This is a genomic window from Streptomyces olivochromogenes, from assembly GCF_001514115.1.
GTDB lineage: Bacteria > Actinomycetota > Actinomycetes > Streptomycetales > Streptomycetaceae > Streptomyces > Streptomyces olivochromogenes.
The window spans coordinates 25,269-43,979 of the sequence record NZ_KQ948470.1 but is presented as its reverse complement, the minus strand read 5'-3'; the positions used below and the strand labels follow the sequence as shown (position 1 = coordinate 43,979).

The 18,711-nt window shown below is 68.8% G+C and carries 24 protein-coding genes, 1 tRNA gene and 1 pseudogene; 15 read left to right on the top strand and 11 right to left on the bottom strand.

From position 1 onward, the window contains the following. Positions 1 to 24 precede the first annotated feature (24 nt). The 7 genes from clpS (at position 25) to AQJ27_RS38985 (ending at position 5,191) form a co-directional block, all read left to right on the top strand. Positions 25 to 342, top strand: a complete 318-nt coding sequence (clpS, locus tag AQJ27_RS39010) for an ATP-dependent Clp protease adapter ClpS (protein ID WP_054229692.1) — start codon at positions 25 to 27, stop codon at positions 340 to 342. A 98-nt stretch (positions 343 to 440) separates the two neighbouring features. After that, the gene (locus AQJ27_RS39005) at positions 441 to 1,046 is read left to right on the top strand and encodes a DUF2017 domain-containing protein (RefSeq protein ID WP_067379761.1); all 606 of its coding nucleotides are present in this window, start codon (positions 441 to 443) and stop codon (positions 1,044 to 1,046) included. Positions 1,047 to 1,555: 509 nt separating this feature from the next. After that, complete coding sequence (locus AQJ27_RS39000; RefSeq protein ID WP_067379758.1) at positions 1,556 to 3,016, top strand: amino acid permease; 1,461 nt, start codon at positions 1,556 to 1,558, stop codon at positions 3,014 to 3,016. A 99-nt stretch (positions 3,017 to 3,115) separates the two neighbouring features. Then, the gene (locus tag AQJ27_RS38995) at positions 3,116 to 3,538 is read left to right on the top strand and encodes a M67 family metallopeptidase (RefSeq protein ID WP_067379756.1); all 423 of its coding nucleotides are present in this window, start codon (positions 3,116 to 3,118) and stop codon (positions 3,536 to 3,538) included. 182 nt (positions 3,539 to 3,720) lie between these two features. Next, positions 3,721 to 3,822, top strand: coding sequence for a putative leader peptide (locus AQJ27_RS60575; RefSeq protein WP_312638615.1), 102 nt, complete (start codon positions 3,721 to 3,723; stop codon positions 3,820 to 3,822). 122 nt (positions 3,823 to 3,944) lie between these two features. Next, complete coding sequence (locus AQJ27_RS38990) at positions 3,945 to 4,223, top strand: MoaD/ThiS family protein (protein ID WP_067379754.1); 279 nt, start codon at positions 3,945 to 3,947, stop codon at positions 4,221 to 4,223. Positions 4,224 to 4,240: 17 nt separating this feature from the next. Next, a complete protein-coding gene (locus AQJ27_RS38985) occupies positions 4,241 to 5,191 on the top strand; it encodes a PLP-dependent cysteine synthase family protein (RefSeq protein WP_067379752.1) in 951 nt (316 codons plus the stop codon). A gap of 277 nt (positions 5,192 to 5,468) precedes the next feature. Here AQJ27_RS38985 and AQJ27_RS38980 read toward each other — a convergent pair whose 3' ends face one another. Next, positions 5,469 to 5,951: a type II toxin-antitoxin system PemK/MazF family toxin gene (locus AQJ27_RS38980; protein WP_067379748.1), complete on the bottom strand. Its 483-nt coding sequence runs from the start codon at positions 5,949 to 5,951 to the stop codon at positions 5,469 to 5,471. 260 nt (positions 5,952 to 6,211) lie between these two features. Here AQJ27_RS38980 and AQJ27_RS38975 point away from each other — a divergent pair, with 260 nt between their 5' ends. Further along, positions 6,212 to 6,964, top strand: coding sequence for an MBL fold metallo-hydrolase (locus tag AQJ27_RS38975; RefSeq protein WP_067379746.1), 753 nt, complete (start codon positions 6,212 to 6,214; stop codon positions 6,962 to 6,964). Between the two features lie 59 nt (positions 6,965 to 7,023). Here the strand turns inward: AQJ27_RS38975 and AQJ27_RS38970 are convergent, their stop codons facing one another. The 3 genes from AQJ27_RS38970 to AQJ27_RS38960 form a co-directional block, all read right to left on the bottom strand. Then, the gene (locus AQJ27_RS38970; RefSeq protein WP_067379743.1) at positions 7,024 to 8,088 is read right to left on the bottom strand and encodes an MBL fold metallo-hydrolase; all 1,065 of its coding nucleotides are present in this window, start codon (positions 8,086 to 8,088) and stop codon (positions 7,024 to 7,026) included. A 194-nt stretch (positions 8,089 to 8,282) separates the two neighbouring features. Next, positions 8,283 to 8,699 (bottom strand): nuclear transport factor 2 family protein, encoded by a 417-nt coding sequence (locus AQJ27_RS38965; protein WP_067379741.1) that lies wholly within the window; start codon positions 8,697 to 8,699, stop codon positions 8,283 to 8,285. 228 nt (positions 8,700 to 8,927) lie between these two features. Continuing rightward, positions 8,928 to 9,374 (bottom strand): Rrf2 family transcriptional regulator, encoded by a 447-nt coding sequence (locus AQJ27_RS38960; RefSeq protein WP_067379738.1) that lies wholly within the window; start codon positions 9,372 to 9,374, stop codon positions 8,928 to 8,930. Positions 9,375 to 9,692: 318 nt separating this feature from the next. Between AQJ27_RS38960 and AQJ27_RS38955 the strand changes: the two genes are divergently transcribed. After that, positions 9,693 to 10,391: an SDR family NAD(P)-dependent oxidoreductase gene (locus AQJ27_RS38955; protein ID WP_067379736.1), complete on the top strand. Its 699-nt coding sequence runs from the start codon at positions 9,693 to 9,695 to the stop codon at positions 10,389 to 10,391. A gap of 74 nt (positions 10,392 to 10,465) precedes the next feature. Here AQJ27_RS38955 and AQJ27_RS38950 read toward each other — a convergent pair whose 3' ends face one another. Then, positions 10,466 to 11,731 carry a PTS transporter subunit EIIC gene (locus tag AQJ27_RS38950; RefSeq protein WP_067379733.1) on the bottom strand — a complete coding sequence of 422 codons (1,266 nt, stop codon included), beginning with the start codon at positions 11,729 to 11,731 and terminating at the stop codon, positions 10,466 to 10,468. Positions 11,732 to 11,954: 223 nt separating this feature from the next. Then, positions 11,955 to 13,244, bottom strand: coding sequence for a PTS transporter subunit EIIC (locus AQJ27_RS38945; protein ID WP_067379731.1), 1,290 nt, complete (start codon positions 13,242 to 13,244; stop codon positions 11,955 to 11,957). 174 nt (positions 13,245 to 13,418) lie between these two features. Between AQJ27_RS38945 and AQJ27_RS38940 the strand changes: the two genes are divergently transcribed. From AQJ27_RS38940 to rdgB, 4 genes are all read left to right on the top strand, one after another. Beyond that, positions 13,419 to 13,652 carry a PTS sugar transporter subunit IIB gene (locus AQJ27_RS38940; protein WP_030569190.1) on the top strand — a complete coding sequence of 78 codons (234 nt, stop codon included), beginning with the start codon at positions 13,419 to 13,421 and terminating at the stop codon, positions 13,650 to 13,652. A 117-nt stretch (positions 13,653 to 13,769) separates the two neighbouring features. Then, positions 13,770 to 14,504, top strand: coding sequence for a ribonuclease PH (gene rph / locus AQJ27_RS38935; RefSeq protein ID WP_067379729.1), 735 nt, complete (start codon positions 13,770 to 13,772; stop codon positions 14,502 to 14,504). A 123-nt stretch (positions 14,505 to 14,627) separates the two neighbouring features. Then, positions 14,628 to 15,020: a hypothetical protein gene (locus tag AQJ27_RS38930; protein ID WP_067379726.1), complete on the top strand. Its 393-nt coding sequence runs from the start codon at positions 14,628 to 14,630 to the stop codon at positions 15,018 to 15,020. A gap of 33 nt (positions 15,021 to 15,053) precedes the next feature. Further along, positions 15,054 to 15,656 carry an RdgB/HAM1 family non-canonical purine NTP pyrophosphatase gene (rdgB, locus tag AQJ27_RS38925; RefSeq protein WP_067379724.1) on the top strand — a complete coding sequence of 201 codons (603 nt, stop codon included), beginning with the start codon at positions 15,054 to 15,056 and terminating at the stop codon, positions 15,654 to 15,656. Positions 15,657 to 15,708: 52 nt separating this feature from the next. Here rdgB and AQJ27_RS38920 read toward each other — a convergent pair. Together AQJ27_RS38920 and AQJ27_RS59190 are read right to left on the bottom strand one after the other, a co-directional pair. Continuing rightward, positions 15,709 to 15,792: transfer RNA gene (locus tag AQJ27_RS38920), tRNA-Leu, on the bottom strand. Next, positions 15,792 to 15,929: pseudogene (locus AQJ27_RS59190) on the bottom strand (HNH endonuclease); the annotation flags it as partial. The pseudogene AQJ27_RS59190 and the gene AQJ27_RS38920, both read right to left, overlap by 1 nt. Before the next feature lie 23 nt (positions 15,930 to 15,952). On the opposite strand from AQJ27_RS59190, the gene AQJ27_RS38915 reads away from it, so the two are divergent. Then, on the top strand, positions 15,953 to 16,675 hold the full coding sequence (locus AQJ27_RS38915) for a hypothetical protein (protein ID WP_067379722.1): 723 nt from the start codon (positions 15,953 to 15,955) through the stop codon (positions 16,673 to 16,675). A gap of 16 nt (positions 16,676 to 16,691) precedes the next feature. On the opposite strand, the gene sugE is transcribed toward AQJ27_RS38915, so the two are convergent. From sugE to AQJ27_RS38900, 3 genes are all read right to left on the bottom strand, one after another. Continuing rightward, positions 16,692 to 17,012 carry a quaternary ammonium compound efflux SMR transporter SugE gene (sugE, locus tag AQJ27_RS38910; RefSeq protein ID WP_067379720.1) on the bottom strand — a complete coding sequence of 107 codons (321 nt, stop codon included), beginning with the start codon at positions 17,010 to 17,012 and terminating at the stop codon, positions 16,692 to 16,694. A 177-nt stretch (positions 17,013 to 17,189) separates the two neighbouring features. After that, positions 17,190 to 17,492 (bottom strand): GroES family chaperonin, encoded by a 303-nt coding sequence (locus AQJ27_RS38905; RefSeq protein WP_187285621.1) that lies wholly within the window; start codon positions 17,490 to 17,492, stop codon positions 17,190 to 17,192. A 204-nt stretch (positions 17,493 to 17,696) separates the two neighbouring features. Continuing rightward, positions 17,697 to 18,035 (bottom strand): DUF3618 domain-containing protein, encoded by a 339-nt coding sequence (locus tag AQJ27_RS38900; RefSeq protein ID WP_067379717.1) that lies wholly within the window; start codon positions 18,033 to 18,035, stop codon positions 17,697 to 17,699. A gap of 146 nt (positions 18,036 to 18,181) precedes the next feature. Here AQJ27_RS38900 and bcp point away from each other — a divergent pair, with 146 nt between their 5' ends. Next, positions 18,182 to 18,649 carry a thioredoxin-dependent thiol peroxidase gene (bcp, locus tag AQJ27_RS38895; protein WP_067379715.1) on the top strand — a complete coding sequence of 156 codons (468 nt, stop codon included), beginning with the start codon at positions 18,182 to 18,184 and terminating at the stop codon, positions 18,647 to 18,649. Positions 18,650 to 18,711 lie beyond the last annotated feature (62 nt).

Sequence of the window (18,711 nt, the reverse complement as noted above, 5' to 3'; positions counted from 1 at the left end):
CGGGCCCCCCTCTCTGGTGGCAGCATGGGCCGTGTGACCGCTCCCGCACCCCTAGAGATCGAAAAGACCGAGTCGGCGGAGGAGGTCTTCGCCGTACCCGAGCCCGACGTCCCCTGGGTCACCATCGTGCACAACGACCCGGTCAACCTCATGAGCTATGTGACGTATGTCTTCCAGACGTACTTCGGCTACACCAAGGACAAGGCCACCAAGCTCATGCTCGACGTCCATCACAAGGGCCGGGCGGTCGTCTCCAGCGGCACGCGCGAGGAGATGGAGCGCGACGTGCAGGCCATGCACGGCTACGGTCTGTGGGCCACCCTTCAGCAGGACCGGAAGTAGCGGGACCGCAAGTCGTCGGACCGGCGGCCGTCGGACCGGCAGCAGCCCGAGCCCTCCCTGTAAACCGCGAGCAGGACCGGAAGTAGCGAACTCACTCCATGCCAGGACACTTCGAACCGCTCCCCGGCGGCGGCGCGGCCGTCGCGCTCGACGAGGTCGAGATCTCCATCATCCGCTCCCTCGCCGTACAGCTCCTGGAGCTCATCGGTCCCGGCCCCGCGGAGAACGCCCCCGACGACCCGCTCGCCGAACTGTTCGCGGAGGGCCCCAGCGAGCCGCCCTCCGACCCCGTGCTCCAGCGCCTCTTCCCGGACGCCTACAGCGGCCCCGACGTCGAGGCGTCCTCGCCGGAACAGGCGGAGGAGCAGCGGGCGTACTCCTCCGAGTTCCGCCGCTTCACCGAGAACGACCTGCGCGCCGGCAAGCGCGAGAACGCCCTCGCGGTGATCCGCTCGCTGGACGCCCTCACCACGGCGGGCGACGGCGGCGCGGTCCTCAAGCTCTCCCCCGGGGAGTCCGAGCAGTGGCTGCGCGCCCTCAACGACCTGCGCCTGGCGATCGGGGCCCGGCTCGACGTCGTCGACGAGGAGGACACCGACCTCCTCTACCGCCTCCCGGACGAGGACCCGCGCAAGCCGATGGTGATGGCGTACCTGTGGCTGGGCGGTCTCCAGGAGACGCTCGTCGAGACGCTGATGTCCTGATCGGGCGTCGAGACGCTGATGTCCTGATCGGGCGTCGAGACGCTGATGTCCTGATCGGGCGCCGAGACGCTGATGCCCTGGTCGGGCGCCGAGACGCGCTGATCGGGGAAGTGATCGGTATGCCCTGGTCGGGCGCCGAGTGGGGAAGCGGTCGGTGACGCGGTCGGTATGCCCTGATCAGGGGTTGGTTCAGGGTTCAATCGGTGTTCGCTCAGAGGACGCTCAGATCCGGATAACGATCCCGTCACCGTAGTGGCCTGCTATGTACAGGTGAGTGCTGTTTGTCCGCTTCTCCCTGTGGCATGCCTTACAACACCCGCAGGCTGCCCATGTTGCGGCCGTGATAAATCTTCACGACCGCCCGACAGGACACCACCCATGTCCGGTCGGGTGCGCCACCGAGCCGGCGACCGCCGGCCAGGCACAGCTCCATCACATCCGGGGGGATCGGAACCCGATCCGAAGCCAGGTGACTGGCTCGGACCGGCATGGAGAAAGGCGCACCACACATGACCTCATCGCAGGTCGACAAGACCGACGAGCCGCGTTTCGGCAGTGAGGCCGTGGGCGGCGACGCCCCCGAAGAGGGGTACGAGCGCGGGCTCGGCAGTCGCCAGGTCCAGATGATCGCGATCGGCGGCGCCATCGGCGTCGGCCTCTTCCTGGGCGCCGGGGCGAACATCGCCAAGGCGGGGCCCAGCCTCATCTTCATGTACGCCCTCGCGGGCGTGATCATCTTCTTCATCATGCGGGCGCTCGGCGAGCTGCTCCTGTACCGCCCGGTCTCGGGCTCCTTCGCGGAGTACTCCCGCGAGTTCCTCGGCCCGTTCTTCGGCTACTTCACCGGCTGGACGTACTGGCTGATGTGGGTGGTCACCGGCATGGCGGAACTCACCGCCGCCGCGATCTACGTCCACTACTGGTTCCCGTCCATCCCCCAATGGGTGACGGCACTGGTCTTCCTGATCGTCCTCTTCGTGGCGAACCTGATCTCGGTGAAGCTCTTCGGAGAGATCGAGTTCTGGTTCTCGATGGTCAAGGTCACCGCCCTGATCGGCATGATCGTGATCGGCCTCGGCGTCCTCACCTTCGGCTTCAGCTCGGCCGGTGACACGGCCTCCGTCGCCAACCTCTGGCAGTTCGACGGCTTCTTCCCCAAGGGCATCGGCTCGTCCCTGATGACCCTCCAGGGCGTCATGTTCGCCTACCTCGCCGTCGAGCTCGTCGGCGTCACGGCGGGCGAGTCCGAGGACCCGGAGAAGACCCTCCCCAAGGCGATCAACACCCTCCCCTGGCGCATCGCGCTCTTCTACGTCGGCGCGCTCACGGTCATCCTCTGCGTCGTGAAGTGGACGGAGTTCGCCCCAGGCGTCAGCCCCTTCGTCGAGGCCTTCGCGAAGATCGGCATCCCGGCCGGCGCCGGCATCGTCAACTTCGTGGTCCTGACCGCCGCCCTGTCCTCCTGCAACTCCGGCATGTACTCCACGGGCCGCATGCTGCGCACCCTGGCGGACAACGGCGAGGCCCCCAAGGTCTTCAGCAGGCTCTCCTCGACCAAGACCCCGGCGCTCGGCATCACCGTCTCCATGCTCTTCATGGGCATCGGCGTGATCCTGAACTACGTCGTCCCGGAGAAGGCCTTCGGCTACGTCACCTCCGTGGCCACCGCCGCCGGTATCTGGACCTGGCTGATGATCCTGGTCAGCCACATCCTCTACCGCCGCGCGGTCGACGCCGGACGCCTGCCCGCCTCCTCCTTCCCGGCCCCGGGCGGGGCGAAGTGCAGCTGGATCGCGGTCGTCTTCCTGCTCTTCGTCACGGGCCTCATCGCGTACGACGCCGACTCCCGCGTCTGCCTGTACGTGATGGCCGGCTGGGCCGCGGCCCTGGCCATCGGCTGGTGGGTACTCAAGGCACGCAACCCCCAGGTCACCGAGCGCCGCGAGCCGGCGTTCGAGAAGGTCGGCTGACCTTCCCGGTTCGGCGCGGCCGACCTTCCCGGTTCAGCATGTGGGCCGCCCCGTACCACCCCTCGGTACAGGGCGGCCCTTCTGCTTATCCTGACCGACATGCTGACCCTCACCCAGGCCCTCGTCGACCAGATCGTCGCGCACGCGCGCCAGGACCACCCCGACGAGGCGTGCGGCGTCGTCGCGGGCCCGGCGGGCTCGGGCCGCCCCGAGCGCTTCATCCCGATGCTCAACGCCGCCCGCTCGCCCACGTTCTACGAGTTCGACTCCGGCGACCTGCTGAAGCTGTACCGCGAGATGGACGACCGCGACGAGGAGCCGGTGATCATCTACCACTCCCACACGGCGACCGAGGCCTACCCCTCCCGCACCGACATCTCGTACGCCAACGAGCCCGGCGCGCACTACGTCCTCGTCTCGACGGCGGACGCGGACGACGCGGGTCCCTTCCAGTTCCGCTCGTACCGGATCGTCGAGGGAGAGGTGACGGAGGAGGAGGTCACGGTCGTGGACGCGTACTGACGCCGCCCCGACCGCGCCCCGACGCCGCTCCGGTCCTTTGCTCCGATGCCGCTCCGATCCTTTGGTCCGGCTCCGCCCCGATCCTGCTCCGGCACCGCTTCGATCCCGGACTTCGGGCAGAATTCATCCACCATCTGAGATCACACTCCGGGACCCGGACCGGGAATCGATACGATGACCCCATGGTTTCCCAGGACGTGAGCGACAAGACGCCGGGCATGCTGCTCGTGGCGCGGCTGCACGTCGACCTGTGCAGGCTGCAGAGCGCCATCTGTACGCGCTGAACCCTGCCGCCGTACGGCCGTGAGCCACGGCTCCGCGGGGCCGCCACCGGCGTCCCCCTGCCCTTCCCGCGCCGCCGCGCGCCCACCGACCTGACTTTTCCTTCCGACAGGAGCCCGCAACCATGGCCATCGAGGTCCGCATCCCCACCATCCTCCGCACCTACACCGACGGCGAGAAGGCCGTCGAGGGCGGCGGCGCGACCCTCGCCGAGCTCTTCGCCGACCTCGAGACCCGGCACGCGGGCATCCAGGCCCGGATCGTCGACGACGGCCAGCTGCGCCGCTTCGTCAACGTGTACCTGAACGACGAGGACGTCCGCTTCCTCGACGGCATCAACACCAAGCTCACCGACGGCGACAACGTGACGATCCTGCCGGCCGTGGCCGGCGGCATGGTCTGATCGGCTGCTGATCGCTGATGCGCTACGACTCCCCGCTCGCCGCGGTGGGCAACACCCCTCTGGTGCGCCTGCCACGTCTTTCGCCGTCCGCCGACGTCCGGATCTGGGCGAAGCTGGAGGACCGCAACCCGACGGGCTCGGTCAAGGACCGCCCGGCTCTCCACATGGTCGAACAGGCGGAGAAGGACGGCCGGTTGACCCCGGGCTGCACGATCCTGGAGCCGACGAGCGGGAACACCGGCATCTCGCTGGCCATGGCGGCGAAGCTCAAGGGCTACCGCATGGTGTGCGTGATGCCGGAGAACACCTCTCAGGAGCGGCGGGACCTGCTGGCCATGTGGGGCGCGGAGATCATCTCCAGCCCCGCGGCCGGCGGTTCCAACACCGCCGTGCGCGTCGCGAAGGAACTGTCGGCCGAGCACCCCGACTGGGTGATGCTCTACCAGTACGGGAACCCCGACAACGCGGGCGCCCACTACGCGACGACGGGCCCCGAAATCCTGGCGGACCTCCCCTCCATCACGCACTTCGTCGCCGGCCTCGGCACGACGGGCACCCTGATGGGCGTCGGCCGCTACCTCCGGGAGCACAAGCCGGACGTGAAGATCATCGCCGCGGAACCGCGCTACGACGACCTGGTCTACGGCCTGCGCAACCTGGACGAGGGGTTCGTTCCCGAGCTGTACGACGCGTCGGTCCTCACCTCCCGCTTCTCGGTCGGCTCCGCCGACGCGGTCACCCGCACCCGTGAGCTCCTCCAGCAGGAGGGCATCTTCGCGGGCGTCTCCACCGGGGCCGCGCTGCACGCCGCGATCGGCGTCGGCAAGAAGGCGGTCGCCGCCGGGGAGTCCGCCGACATCGTCTTCGTCGTCGCCGACGGCGGCTGGAAGTACCTGTCGACGGGCGTCTACACCGCCGCGACCACAGAAGAAGCCATCGAAACCCTCCAGGGCCAGCTCTGGGCGTAGGCCGCACGGGCGGCGGCCCGGATGTGTCTCGCCCCCGCCGCCCCTACCCGTCCCATCCCTACTTGGGGGGCTCCGCCCCCCAAACCCCCGATCGGCCTGAACGGCCTCGTCCTCAAACGCCGGACAGGCTGAAAGATGCGCGCCAGCGCTCTCAAGGGGCGCGGGGAACTGCGCGCCCAGCCCCCACCGGCCCGCAGCCGAAAGACCACCCCTCGGGGTCTGGGGCGGAGCCCCAGGATGATGGGACGGGTAGGGGCGGCGGGGGCGAGGGACGGGCTCAGCCGGCCAAGTAGCGGACCTGGTCCCAAAGGACCGGATCCACCACCCCCACCCGCCGCCGAAACTCCCACAAGGGCACCTCGCGCAGCTCATCCGTCTCCAGGAAGCTCGCCCGCCCATGGGCATCGCCGACGGCACCCGGCGGCAGCGGAATCACCCCGGCCCGCTCGTCGTGGTACTTGCTCGTGATCTTCGCGACGGTCACCCGTTCGCCCCGCACGGCCAGCACCAGACACGGCCGGTCCTTCTCCCCGGGCCCGTCCTCGTACGGAACCTTCGCCCACCAGATCTCCGCCGGCCGCGGCCGGGGCACCCGGGGCCGCTTCCGCCCCCCGGCCGGCCGCCCGGGCGGCCGAGTCCGACCGGCGGCCCGGTCCGGGCGACGCTCTCGGCGCCCACGGCGCCCCCAGCCGTCCACCAGCGTCGCGACCAGCGCGAGCAGCACCACGGCCGCCAACGCGAGCCACCAGGACGTGTCCATACCAAAGAAGGTACCGGCGCGCACTCCGCCCCGCCCCCCGCCCGCAGAACCCAGGCATCCGACCTCCGGTCGACCATCCATCCGAACCGGTGACACCACAGGTGAGTTCGCCCACAACAGCCCCTGGTGGAGGAGCGACCCGCCCTTTTGCGCCTTACGCTCGACGGACCGCACGACCCCCGTTCCCGTATCTGCACCCGAGTACCTGCACCCCGCATCTACTCTCTGCACTTCCTGTCAGCGCGGAGGTTCCAGCTCCTATGAAGCTCACCGTCGTCGGCTGCTCGGGGTCGTTCCCGTCCGCGGAATCGGCCTGCTCGAGCTACCTCGTCGAGGCCGACGGCTTCAGGCTGCTTCTCGACATGGGCAACGGTGCCCTTGGCGAGCTGCAGCGCCACTGCGGTCTCTACGACCTCGACGCGATCTTCCTCAGCCATCTGCACGCCGACCACTGCATCGACATGTGCGCGTACTTCGTCGCGCGCTACTACCGCCACGACGGCGGCCGCTGCGACCCGCTCCCCGTCTACGGACCCGAGGGCACGGAACAGCGACTGACCACCGCGTACGCGGACACTCCCACCGCCTCCTCGATGAGCGAGGTCTTCGACTTCCACACCGTCAAACCGGCCACGTTCGAGATCGGCCCGTTCACCGTGCACACGGAGCGGGTGCGCCACCCCGTGGAGGCGTACGCCATCCGCATCGAACACGGCGGGAAGTCGCTGACGTACTCCGGGGACACCGGTGTCACCGACGCGCTGGACGAACTCGCCCGGGACACCGACCTGTTCCTCTGCGAGGCCGCGTTCACGCACGGCAAGGAGAAGATCCCCGACCTGCACCTCAACGGCCGCGAAGCGGGCGAGAGCGCCGGCCGTGCCGGCGCCCGTCGCCTGCTGCTCACCCACATCCCGCCGTGGACGGACCCCGCGGTCAACCTCGCCGACGCACGCGAGGTCTTCGACGGCCCGGTGGAGCTGGCGGTGCCGAGGGTGACGTACGAGATCTAGATCCTGGGGGACCCGGTCCGTGCAGGCGGCCCCAGGATCTGTCGGGCATCGGACAGCGGTCAGTCGTGGACCGTCATTCCGAAGCCGCCGTCGAGGCGTATCGACTCCATCAGCATGAAGGCGTTGCTCTCGGTGAAGACGTCGGCGGCGGCGAGGATCCCGGTGTACTTGGTCACGACCGGACGTGAGGCGACCGCGATCACCTCGTCGAGGTAGGTCTTCACCGCGGCCCAGGTGTTGTTGCCGTACTTGACGAAGTACGGCGTCGCGTCGACCGTCGTGAGCGCGCGGCGGATCTCCGTGTCGAGGTCGGCCATGTAGTCCTGGTGGATCTTGAGGTCGTGCCGCGTCCCCAGCCGGCCGAGGTGGCCTCCGATGAAGGTGGTCCACGGGTACTTCAGGGCCTTGGCCGGCGCCAGCAGCGAGCCCGGGATGTCCTCGTTGATGTTGAGGTTCGCGAACGGCACCCAGCCGGGCAGGGCGACGTCCACGAGCATCAGCGTGTCGTGGTCGGGCAGGTGGATGTAGATGTTGTCCGGGGTGTGGTTGGCGCCGTGCCACGCGAGTTCGATGCGCTCCCCGCCGATGTGGAGCACCCGGTGGTCGTCGAAGGTCTCCTCGGGCGCCGGCTTGTTGGGGTCGTTGTCCCGTATGAGCAGTCTGCGGGTCTCGGAGTGCCCGATCCGGGTCACCCGCCGGCCGAAGATGCCCGACCCGCCCGCGTGGTCGGAGTGGTGATGCGAATAGATCAGGTGCGTGACCTTGTTGGTCAGCCCGCTGGGCTTGGTCACGTCGTCGATCGCGCGCTGGATGTTGTGGCCGAGCGACGGCGGCGCGTCGAGGAGCACCACGCCGTCGCGGGTGGTCAGGAAGGCCGAGACGTAGGTTCCGTCGGTGACCCAGTACAGGTTCCGCTTGATCCGTCCGACGTAGTAGCCCTGGCTGTTGATCGCCGGGCCGAGCGACGACCGGGGGACCGGGGCGTAGTCGGGCAGGTCGGTGGCGTCGGCGGCGACGGCCGGTGAGCCCAGTGCCGTGTCCGCGACGACGGAGCCGATCGCGGGCACCGCGGCGAGGGCGGCGGCGCGCGCCAGGAGGCTTCGGCGGGTGGCGTGGGTGTCCATGTTCCGGACCTCTTCTCTGCAAGACCTATGACTTGACAAGACCTATGACTTGCTTGACGGAGCAACCATAGAGCCATTTGATTGCTTAGGCAAGGAATCTGGCTGCCTGGTGGACGCCGCGGGCCGACTTCCGCCGGCTGCTGTCGGCCTGTGCCGGCCGGCGGCGTCCGGGGCCTGCAACTACGGCTGTGGGATCAGAAGTTCGTGCCGGCGAGCGCGTTCAGGAAGACCTGCGGGTTCCAGTACTCCCGGTAGTTCACGATGAGGCCGTCGCGGAAGGTCACGAAGGTCGCGTAACTCATGTTGTAGGGATTGCCGTTGGACACCACGCCGCCCTTCACGCTCCACTCCGCGATCGCCACGTTCTCGTCGTCGGTCGGATAGATGCGCACGGCCGGGATCTCCCGCACGTCGATGACGTCGGGGTAGCCGCGGAGGTAGTCGAAGAGGGCCCCGCGCCCCTCGATGCGCGCCGGCGCCCCCTCCGGGGCGAAGGGGAATTCGGCGACGACATCGTCGGCGCACAGGTCCGTCCAGGCCTTCATGTCCTTGGCGAGGAAGGTGTCGAGGCTGCGCCGAAGCAGGTCCACAGCCGAGGGGGTGTTGCTCATCTTGCGCTCCGATCGTGGAGGGCGTCCGCCGGGAGGGGCGGCTGCCTGGGGGCTGACCGTGATGGACCGCAGGGTTCGCCGAGTCGGGGACACTGCACGCGCACCCATGACTCGGGCGAGCGGGATTCGTCACCCCGTCGGCCCGGCGGATGCCCCGAGACTATCACTGTGTAAGTGACACAGCGACACTTATTTCGGAGCGGGACCACGGGCCACCCCGTCGGGGGATCACCATTCGAGCGGCATCGTGAACTTTCCGAGACGGGCGACCGCGTCGGCGAGTTCCGCGATCGTGGTGTGGTCCAGCTCCGCCTCGAATGCCTCGCGAGCGCGGATCAGAGCAGGCTGGAGGGCGTCCACGATGTTGCTGCCGACCGCGCAGTCGGCCGGCGGCGGCGTGCGGTGCATGGTGAACAGCCGGGTGTCCTCCACCGCCTGGTACACCTCGAGCAGCCGCATCTCCTCGGCCGGCTTGGCCAGGAGTGCGCCACCGCCCGCCCCGAGCTGGGACTTGGTGAGACCCGCGCTGCTCAGCCGGGAGAGCAGGCCCCGGATCACGACAGGACTCGTGTGGGCCGAGTAGGCGAGGTCTTCGGAGCGCAGGGGCTTGTCGCCGCTGACCGCAAGGGCGACCAGGGCGTGGACGGCGACGACGAAGCGGCTGCTGGTAGGCATTGCGGTCCCGAAGTGTGTAAGGGCAGGTGCACACGCCTCCGCACCGGCCCGTACCCGGGAGGTGCCGCGGCGTGTGGCGGTATCACGTCCAACTATGCCGCAGCGGCGGCGGGCCCGAGCCGGTCGCCGGTACGCCCGGCGGCTAGGGGGTTTCCGACGCCCGTGGCGTACGTGACGTGCCGTGGGGCCGGCGGCGGCACTTGCCGTGAGGCCGACAGCGGGCGCACAATTGCTTGCCGGAGCAAGCTGTCGCGTGGAACGCCGCGCTCGCGGCCACCGCAGTCCACCGACCGGCGGCGCGGAACGAGGAGATGAACCATGGCTGATGTCTCGACCTCACGGGTCGCGGTGGTGACCGGCGGGGACGGCGCGATCGGCGGGGCGATCGTCCGTGAACTCGCCCGGTTGGGCCACCGCGTCGTGGTGCTGGACCGCGCCGGTGACATCGCGTGCGATCTCGGTGTGGAACAGGACGTACGGAGGGCTGCTGCCGAGGTCCTCGAGACGTACGGCCGGGTCGATGTCCTCGTCCACTCGGCCGCCGCGAGCGACCTGGTGGAACTCGACAAAGTCGACCTCGCCACCTGGCGACGGATCCAGGCCGTCAACGTCGAGTCGGCTCTGCTGTTGTCCCAGGCCTTCACCCCCGGTATGCGGGAGCGCAAGTTCGGCCGGATCGTGCTCATCACCTCCGACACCGTCTGGAAGCCACCCAGCGCCGACCTGCTCGGCTACATCACCAGCAAAGGGGCCCTCACCGCGTTCGGGCGCACCCTGGCCGTCGCGCTGGGCAAGGACGGTATCGCCGTGACGTCCGTGGCTCCGGGGCTCACCCGCACCCCGGCGACCGCGTATCAGCCCGACGAGGCGTTCGTCATGGCCGAGGCGACACAGGCACTGCCCCGTCCACTCGTCCCCGAGGACGTCGCGGCAACCGTGGGCTTCCTAGCCTCCGAGGCCGCGGAGGCGCTGACCGGCCAGGTTCTGACCGTGGACGGCGGCAGCCTGCTGCGATGAGGGCGCAGGTATGACGAAGGGCCCCGCAGCCGAGCGATCGCTCGACTGCGGGGCCCTTCGGTCGTGCACGGGGGCTACTTGGCCTCCGCCTTCTGCAGCTCCGCCAGTTCCTCGTCGGACTCGCGGCCCGGCGTGGGGAGGTTCCACTTGATGATGGCGAAGCGGAAGACCGCGTAGTAGACCACCCCGAAGCACAGACCCACCAGGACCAGGCCCCACGGGTTGGTCGCGATGCCGAGGTTCAGTCCGAAGTCGACCGCGCCGGCCGAGAAGCCGAAGCCGTCCTTCATGCCGAGCGCCCAGGTCAGCGCGAGCGAGACACCGGTGAGGACCGCGTGGATCGCGTACAGGACCGGCGCGATGAACATGAACGTGAACTCGATCGGCTCGGTCACACCCGTCACGAACGAGGTCAGCGCGATCGAGAGCATCATGCCGCCGATGACCTTGCGGCGCTCGGGGCGGGCGCAGTGCACGATCGCCAGGCACGCGGCCGGGAGGCCGAACATCATGATCGGGAAGAAGCCGGTCATGAACTGGCCCGCGGTCGGGTCGCCGGCCAGGAAGCGCGCGATGTCACCGCTCTTGCCGTGGTAGTCGCCCGCCTGGAACCAGGGGTAGGAGTTCAGCAGGTGGTGCATGCCGATCGGGATCAGCGCACGGTTGGCGACACCGAAGATGCCGGCGCCGACGGCACCCGAACCGACGAGCTTCTCACCGAAGCTGTGCAGACCCGTGCCGAGGACCGGCCAGATGTAACCGAAGACGATGCCGATCAGCAGACCCGCGAACGCGGACAGGATCGGGACGAGCCGGCGGCCGCCGAAGAAGCCCGCCCAGTCGGGCAGCTTGGTCCGGTAGAACTTCTGGTACAGCAGGGCGACGACTATGCCCATCACCACACCGCCCAGGACCTTGGCGTCCACGGGGGCGTTCACCATGACCACCTTGCCGTCGACGGCCGTGGCCACCTTCGGCAGGTTCTTGTCGGTGAACGTCGCCAGCACGTTCTTGAACACCAGGTAGCCGACCACCGCGGCGAGCGCCGTCGAGCCGTCCGACTTCTTCGCGAAGCCGATCGCGATGCCCACGGCGAACAGCAGTGCCATATTGTCGAGGATCGCGTTACCGCCGGCCGTCATAAAGCCGGCGATCTTGGTGAAGAACGTGGGGAAGGACGGGCGTCCCAGCATGTCCGTGTTGCCAAGACGCACGAGGAGCGCGGCGGCGGGCAGTACGGCGACCGGCAGCATCAGGCTGCGGCCGATGCGCTGCAGGACAGCCATCGCGCCGGAGCCCTTCTTCTTGTCGGCCGCGGGAGCGGCGCTGGCCGTGGTCACAACTTCCTCCAGTGGACAAGGCGCCGCCCGGGCGACAGGAAAGGGTGGGTGGGGGCGGCGTGGTCTACACCACTCAGTGGTGTAGACCTGTTGTAGCACGGTGAAGGTGAGATAAGGAACCCACGAATTTTGTGGCCCGGGCCATAAGGGGAGGAATCGGTTCCGGACACGACGAAGCCGCGCCCCGAAAGAGGCGCGAGCCCGCGGCCCGTGAACGAACCGCCTACGGCTTGGTCGTGTCCTCGTGCTCCTCCTCCGGCTCCCTGCCCGGAGTCTTCAGGTCGAACTTCGTGATCGCGAACCGGAAGATCACGTAGTACACGACCGCGAAGCACAGCCCGATCGGCACGATCGCCCACGGCTTGGTCGCCAGATGCCAGTTGATGACGTAGTCGATGACTCCGGCGGAGAAGCCGAAACCGTCGTGTACGCCCAACCCCCAGGTCACCGCCATCGACACTCCCGTCAGCAGCGCGTGGATCACGTACAGCACGGGCGCGACGAACAGGAAGGAGTACTCGAGCGGTTCCGTGATGCCCGTGACGAACGAGGTCAGCGCGACCGACAGCATGAGCCCGCCGATCTCCTTGCGGCGCTCGGGCCGGGCGCAGTGCGTGATGGCCAGGGCCGCCGCCGGCAGCGCGAACATCATGATGGGGAAGAAGCCGGACGTGAACTGCCCGGCGTTCGGGTCGCCCGCCAGGAACATGGTGATGTCACCGTGCACGACCGTCCCGTCCGGCGCGGTGTAGCTGCCGAACTGGAACCAGACGGGCACGTTCAGGAACTGGTGCAGACCGACCACCAGCAGCGCCCGGTTGGCCACGCCGAAGACACCGGCACCCCAGGAGCCCAGTCCCACCAGCCAGTCGCTGAAGTCCTCGAGGCCCCGCCCCACCGGCGGCCAGACCCACAGACACAGCACGGCGAACACGATGGCCGCGAACGCCATGATGATCGGCACCAGCCGCCGCCCGTTGAAGAACCCGAGCCAGTCGACCAGCCTCGTGCGGTGGTAGCGCTGCCAGATGTACGCGGTCATCAGCCCCATGACGATGCCGCCGAAGACCCCCGGATTCTGGTACGTGAACGGGGCCACGGAGGAGTCGGCCGCCTGGCAGCCGATGTTCGTGAGAGCCTTCGCCCCGCCCGGGCAGCTCACCGGGAACTGGCGCAGCACGTTGTAGTAGACGAGGAAACCGGCGACCGCCGCGAGCGCCGTCGACCCGTCCGACTTCTTCGCCATGCCGATGGCCACGCCCACGCAGAACAGCATCGGCAGCCCGAGCGAGCCGTCGAGCAGCGCGCCGCCGGCACCTCTCATGATCTTGGAGACGTTGTCCCAGCCGAGCCCCTCGGCGCCGAACACACCAGGCTGGCCGAGCCCGATGAGAAGGCCCGCGGCCGGCAGCACGGCGATCGGCAGCTGGAGGCTGCGGCCCATCTTCTGCAGCCCCTGGAACAGCTTGTTCCAACGGGCCCGTGCGGGCGCGGCGGCGCTGTCGGCACTCATGGGCGTCCTCCGGACGGGGCCGGGTTGGCGACTGCACGCCCACTGGTGTAGACCAGTCGGCGAACGGTTGCGCTGTCGTGAACGCCATCATTCGGTACGCGCGACATGGCCGCTCGCAAAGATGGGCCAACTGTGGGTTACTGCGACAAAGCGGTTCTGATCAGGGAGTAGGACATGGCCACGAAGGCTGAGAAGATCGTCGCCGGGCTCGGCGGCATCGACAACATCGAAGAGGTCGAGGGCTGCATCACCCGCCTGCGTACCGAGGTCGTGGACCCGAGCAAGGTCGACGAGGCCGCCCTGAAGGCCGCCGGCGCCCATGGCGTCGTCAAGATGGGCACCGCCATCCAGGTCGTCATCGGCACCGACGCCGACCCCATCGCCGCGGACATCGAAGACATGATGTGAACCGATGTGAACCGATGTGAGCCGAAGGGGCACCCTTGAGTCCCCTGCCTCACCCTTGAGGGGCCGCTTCCATAACCGGAGGCGGCCCCTCAGCCGTATGCGGCTAGGCTCGACGTCATGTCTCGAATCGACGGCCGCACCCCCGAACAACTGCGCCCCATCACCATCCAGCGCGGCTGGAGCAAGCACGCCGAGGGCTCCGTCCTCGTCTCCTTCGGCGACACCAAGGTGTTCTGCACCGCCTCCGTCACCGAGGGCGTCCCGCGCTGGCGCAAGGGCAGCGGAGAGGGCTGGGTCACCGCCGAGTACTCCATGCTTCCCCGCGCCACGAACACCCGCGGAGACCGCGAGTCGGTCCGCGGCAAGATCGGCGGCCGTACGCACGAGATCTCCCGCCTCATCGGCCGCTCCCTGCGCGCCGTCATCGACTACAAGGCGCTGGGCGAGAACACCATCGTCCTCGACTGCGACGTCCTCCAGGCCGACGGCGGCACACGTACGGCGGCCATCACCGGCGCGTACGTGGCGCTGGCCGACGCGATCACCTGGGCGCAGGCCAAGAAGCTGGTCAAGCCCGGCCGCAAGCCCCTGACCGGCACCGTCTCCGCCGTCTCGGTCGGCATCGTCGGCGGGATCCCCCTCCTGGACCTCTGCTACGAGGAGGACGTGAAGGCCGACACCGACATGAACGTCGTCTGCACCGGCGACGGACGCTTCGTCGAGGTCCAGGGCACCGCGGAGGCCGAGCCCTTCGACCGCAAGGAGCTGAACGCCCTGCTCGACCTCGCCGTCGCCGGCTGCGACGAGCTCGCGGCGATCCAGCGGGCGGCCCTCGAGGCAACTGCGGGATAACCCTTCGCGTTCTTAGGGGTACGGGCGTACGGTCCAGCCGTGCGCCCCCATCGGCCCCGCACGGGCCGAGCCGACCGCGTCACGGGGTCGACCACATGTTTGTCCACGGGGAGGGACCGTTCCATGGCCGCGCGCCACCGACGCCGCACAGCCGCATTCGCCGTTACCGCCATACTCGTCGCCCTGCCGGCGGCCGTGGGCTGCGACGCCGTCAACAAGGCCCTGGACTGTGTCCAGACCGCCGACTCCATCGCCGACAGCGTCACCAACCTCCAGCAGGCCGTGGAGAACGCGGCGAACGACCCGACGCAGACCGACGAGTCCCTCAACGCGATCGAGAACAACCTCGACAAGATCGGCGACAAGACGGACAACGCCGACGTCAACAAGGCGGTCGACGACCTGAACAAGGCCGTCGGCAACGTCCGTACGGCCATCAAGAACGGCGACAACACCCCCGACGTCAGCCCGGTCACCGACGCGGCCGGCGAACTGACCAAGGTCTGCACGCCGTAACGAGCAACTCTCCGGCCCTTGGATACTGGTCCCATGACCCGCCTGATCCTCGCCACCCGCAACGCCGGAAAGCTCACCGAGCTGAAGGCGATCCTCGCCGACGCAGGTCTCACCCACGACCTCGTCGGCGCGGACGCCTACCCCGACATCCCCGACGTCAAGGAAACCGGCGTCACCTTCGCCGAGAACGCCCTCCTCAAGGCCCACGCCCTGGCCCAGGCCACCGGCCTGCCCGCCGTCGCCGACGACTCCGGCCTCTGCGTGGACGTCCTGAACGGCGCCCCCGGCATCTTCTCCGCCCGCTGGGCGGGACGGCACGGGGACGACCGCGCGAACCTGGACCTTCTCCTCGCCCAGCTCTCGGACATCTCCGACGAACACCGGGGCGCCCACTTCGCCTGCGCGGCGGCACTTGCCCTGCCGGACGGCACGGAGCGCGTCGTCGAGGGCCAACTGAGGGGCACCCTGCGCCACACCCCCACCGGCACCAACGGCTTCGGCTACGACCCCGTCCTCCAGCCGGAGGGCGACACCCGAACCTGCGCCGAACTCCCCCCCGAGGAGAAGAACGCGATCAGCCACCGGGGGAAGGCGTTCCGGGGGCTGGTGCCGGTGGTTCGGGAGTTGTTGGGCTGAGAGCGCACACGAGAACGGCCTGCGCATCTTTCGATTCGCAGGCCGTTTGCTGTGCGGCGGAAGGGATTCGAACCCTCAAGCCGTTTCACGGGCCACAGATCCTAAGTCTGCTGCGTCGCCGTTGCGCCACCGCCGCTAGCCGCCTGCCATCGTACCGGGAGTCGCCCGCGGCCTTCTGCCTCCCCTGCACCAGGTGCTCGTGATCGCGTGGCAGTTGGGGCACAGCAGCCGCCGATTCTCACGCCGGTTGTCATGCCAGGGCCCTGCGGGATGTGGTCGCGGGTAGCGTTCGGTGGATGGGTGCGGAGTTCGACGTGGGTGCCGAAGGGGTGGCCTTCGAGGGCCGGGCGGGGGTCTGGCGGTTCGTCGAGGGCTTTGCCCGGTACTGGCGGGAGCCGATCAGCGCCGGTGACGGCTGTTCGTACGAGGAGTTGGCCGATGCCGAGTACCGGCTTCGATCGCCGCTGCCCATTGCGTTGTGGGATGCGTACGGGCTGCTCGGCAGGCGTACGGACCTGACCAGCGTGCAGGATCGGCTGCTCCCGCTGGAGCAACTGCGCATCGCCGACGGTGCTTTGGTGTTCCGGTCGGAGAACCAGGCGGTCGCCGAGTGGGCCGTTCGGCAGGAGGACCTGGAGAAGGACGATCCGCCCGTGGTCTTCCGGCGTACGGACGGCAGCGCACCTGACTGGTCCCCCTTCCTCGACCGGTTCTCCCTCGCCTGCGTCGAGATGGTGCTGTCCGAGTCCCTGCTCGCCCACGATGAGGACCGCGCGGACAACCGCCCCCTCGGAGAGAGCGAAACCCTCGACGCGCCTCCGGCGGGGTTCGAGCGGCTGTCCTTGCCCGACTACCCCATGTGGGCCCTCGACGCAGGCGTGGTCCGCTGGTTCTCGTCCCCCGACGCCCTGCTTCGGGTGGACGGCGGTGACTGGCTGTGGGCCCTCGGCCGGACCGCGCCCGCCCTGGAGGCGGTCCGCGCGCTTCTCCCCGGTGACTGGATCAACCGGCCGTGGTGAGGAGCCCGGCGCCCGGTCAGTGCCCCGACGTCACCTTCAGGCCCACCACCGCCACCAGGAGCAGGCAGACGAAGAAGATGCGGGCGGCGGTCGCCGGTTCGCCGAGGACGAGCATGCCCAGTACCGCCGCGCCGGCCGCGCCGATGCCGACCCAGACGCCGTAGGCGGTGCCGATGGGGAGGGACTTGGCGGCGTAGGAGAGCAGGACCATGCTCGCGATGATGCCCGCGCCGGTGAGGACGCTGGGGACGAGGCGGGTGAAGCCGTCGGTGTACTTCATGCCGATCGACCAGCCGACTTCGAGCAGGCCGGCGGCGAGCAGCAGGATCCAGGCCATGAGAGGCACCTCCGTGAGTGATCAACAGGGGTGCGTCGTCTTTGCCTGGGAGCTCTTTCGCTCTCCGCCCGGTACGGCGCGTCTCGTCGGGGTCCTTCCAACGCCTTCCACGGTAGCAAAGCACAGGCAAAAGGGGCTGGTGACCATGGTCACCAGCCCCGTCAGGTCAGCTGCGCCCTACAAATACAAGCCCGTCGAGTCCTCGGAGCCCTCGAAGCGGTCCGCCGCCACGGCGTGCAGATCGCGCTCGCGCATCAGCACGTACGCGATTCCCCGCACCTCGACCTCGGCCCGGTCCTCGGGGTCGTAGAGGACACGGTCGCCCGGTTCCACCGTCCGTACGTTCTGTCCGACCGCGACGACCTCGGCCCAGGCGAGGCGCCGTCCGACGGCCGCCGTCGCGGGGATCAGGATGCCGCCGCCGGAACGCCGCTCGCCCTCGGCGGCGTCCTGCCGCACCAGCACGCGGTCGTGCAGCATCCGGATGGGCAACTTGTCGTGGTGGGGGGTCTGCTTGTCCCGATTGGCGCTCACGTCCAGAACCTACCTGCCTTTGAGCCGTCCGTACGCAGCCGGGTCGCGCCCGGCCGGGTCGAGTCGAGTTGAGACGATCGGGCCGGGGGCGAGCCGGATCGAGCCGGAGCCGATTGACCCGGAGCCGAGTCGAGCGGGGCCGAGTCGTTGTCAGCGCTTGCGTCGCCGTGAGCCCGCCACCATCAGGCCCACGAGCCCGACCGCGACGAGCGCGAGGGGCACGATGCGCTCCAGGCGTGGCGCGCCGTCCTCGGTGACGAACTGCCCCTTCGCATCGCCGACGACCCGGTTGACGCCGACGTAGGCGCGGCCGAGCGTGTGGTCGATCTGGGAGGCGACCTTGGCCTTGGCGTCCCCGACGATCGTCTTCGGGTGGACCCGCACGCCGATCTCGTCGAGCGTCTCGGCGAGTGTTTCGCGGCGGCGCTTGATGTCCGCCTCGATCTGCGCCGGAGTCCTGGTATCCGACGTTCTCGACGTATCCGACACCGCGCTGCCTCCGTGGTCGTGTTCTCAAGCTTTGTCTCTGTGCCGCCGACAGTCTGTCAGCTCGGGCCGCCGCTCACCCCTCGGCACCCCCATTACGCTCGTTCCCGTAGTCCCGTAAGCATTCACCCCGGCCACGTGAGGTACCGATGAGCGAGCGACTCCAGCCCGGCGACACCGCCCCCGCCTTCACCCTGCCCGACGCCGACGGCAACGAGGTCTCCCTCGCCGACCACAAGGGCCGCAAGGTCATCGTCTACTTCTACCCGGCCGCCCTGACCCCCGGCTGCACGAAGCAGGCCTGCGACTTCACGGACAACCTCGACGTGCTGGCCGGTGCCGGGTACGACGTCATCGGCGTCTCCCCGGACAAGCCCGAGAAGCTCGCCAAGTTCCGCGAGAAGGAGTCCCTGAAGGTCACCCTGGTCGGCGACCCCGACAAGACCGTCCTGGAGGCGTACGGCGCCTTCGGCGAGAAGAAGCTGTACGGCAAGACGGTCGTCGGCGTCATCCGCTCCACGGTGATCGTGGACGAGGAGGGCAAGGTCGAGCGGGCGCTGTACAACGTCAAGGCGACCGGCCACGTGGCGAAGATCATCAAGGATCTGGGGATCTAAGGATCTAAGGATCTAAAGATCTGGGGATCTGAGGATCTGAGTTCCCGCGGGTCGCTGCTGCG

Bases quoted from the DNA above. Each gene is read 5' to 3' on its own strand.
- clpS (WP_054229692.1), top strand. From the start codon at position 25: ATGGGCCGTGTGACCGCTCCCGCACCCCTAGAGATCGAAAAGACCGAG.
- AQJ27_RS39005 (WP_067379761.1), top strand. From the start codon at position 441: ATGCCAGGACACTTCGAACCGCTCCCCGGCGGCGGCGCGGCCGTCGCG.
- AQJ27_RS39000 (WP_067379758.1), top strand. From the start codon at position 1,556: ATGACCTCATCGCAGGTCGACAAGACCGACGAGCCGCGTTTCGGCAGT.
- AQJ27_RS38995 (WP_067379756.1), top strand. From the start codon at position 3,116: ATGCTGACCCTCACCCAGGCCCTCGTCGACCAGATCGTCGCGCACGCG.
- AQJ27_RS60575 (WP_312638615.1), top strand. From the start codon at position 3,721: ATGGTTTCCCAGGACGTGAGCGACAAGACGCCGGGCATGCTGCTCGTG.
- AQJ27_RS38990 (WP_067379754.1), top strand. From the start codon at position 3,945: ATGGCCATCGAGGTCCGCATCCCCACCATCCTCCGCACCTACACCGAC.
- AQJ27_RS38985 (WP_067379752.1), top strand. From the start codon at position 4,241: ATGCGCTACGACTCCCCGCTCGCCGCGGTGGGCAACACCCCTCTGGTG.
- AQJ27_RS38980 (WP_067379748.1), bottom strand. From the start codon at position 5,951: ATGGACACGTCCTGGTGGCTCGCGTTGGCGGCCGTGGTGCTGCTCGCG.
- AQJ27_RS38975 (WP_067379746.1), top strand. From the start codon at position 6,212: ATGAAGCTCACCGTCGTCGGCTGCTCGGGGTCGTTCCCGTCCGCGGAA.
- AQJ27_RS38970 (WP_067379743.1), bottom strand. From the start codon at position 8,088: ATGGACACCCACGCCACCCGCCGAAGCCTCCTGGCGCGCGCCGCCGCC.
- AQJ27_RS38965 (WP_067379741.1), bottom strand. From the start codon at position 8,699: ATGAGCAACACCCCCTCGGCTGTGGACCTGCTTCGGCGCAGCCTCGAC.
- AQJ27_RS38960 (WP_067379738.1), bottom strand. From the start codon at position 9,374: ATGCCTACCAGCAGCCGCTTCGTCGTCGCCGTCCACGCCCTGGTCGCC.
- AQJ27_RS38955 (WP_067379736.1), top strand. From the start codon at position 9,693: ATGGCTGATGTCTCGACCTCACGGGTCGCGGTGGTGACCGGCGGGGAC.
- AQJ27_RS38945 (WP_067379731.1), bottom strand. From the start codon at position 13,244: ATGAGTGCCGACAGCGCCGCCGCGCCCGCACGGGCCCGTTGGAACAAG.
- AQJ27_RS38940 (WP_030569190.1), top strand. From the start codon at position 13,419: ATGGCCACGAAGGCTGAGAAGATCGTCGCCGGGCTCGGCGGCATCGAC.
- rph (WP_067379729.1), top strand. From the start codon at position 13,770: ATGTCTCGAATCGACGGCCGCACCCCCGAACAACTGCGCCCCATCACC.
- AQJ27_RS38930 (WP_067379726.1), top strand. From the start codon at position 14,628: ATGGCCGCGCGCCACCGACGCCGCACAGCCGCATTCGCCGTTACCGCC.
- rdgB (WP_067379724.1), top strand. From the start codon at position 15,054: ATGACCCGCCTGATCCTCGCCACCCGCAACGCCGGAAAGCTCACCGAG.
- AQJ27_RS38915 (WP_067379722.1), top strand. From the start codon at position 15,953: ATGGGTGCGGAGTTCGACGTGGGTGCCGAAGGGGTGGCCTTCGAGGGC.
- sugE (WP_067379720.1), bottom strand. From the start codon at position 17,012: ATGGCCTGGATCCTGCTGCTCGCCGCCGGCCTGCTCGAAGTCGGCTGG.
- AQJ27_RS38905 (WP_187285621.1), bottom strand. From the start codon at position 17,492: ATGCTGCACGACCGCGTGCTGGTGCGGCAGGACGCCGCCGAGGGCGAG.
- bcp (WP_067379715.1), top strand. From the start codon at position 18,182: ATGAGCGAGCGACTCCAGCCCGGCGACACCGCCCCCGCCTTCACCCTG.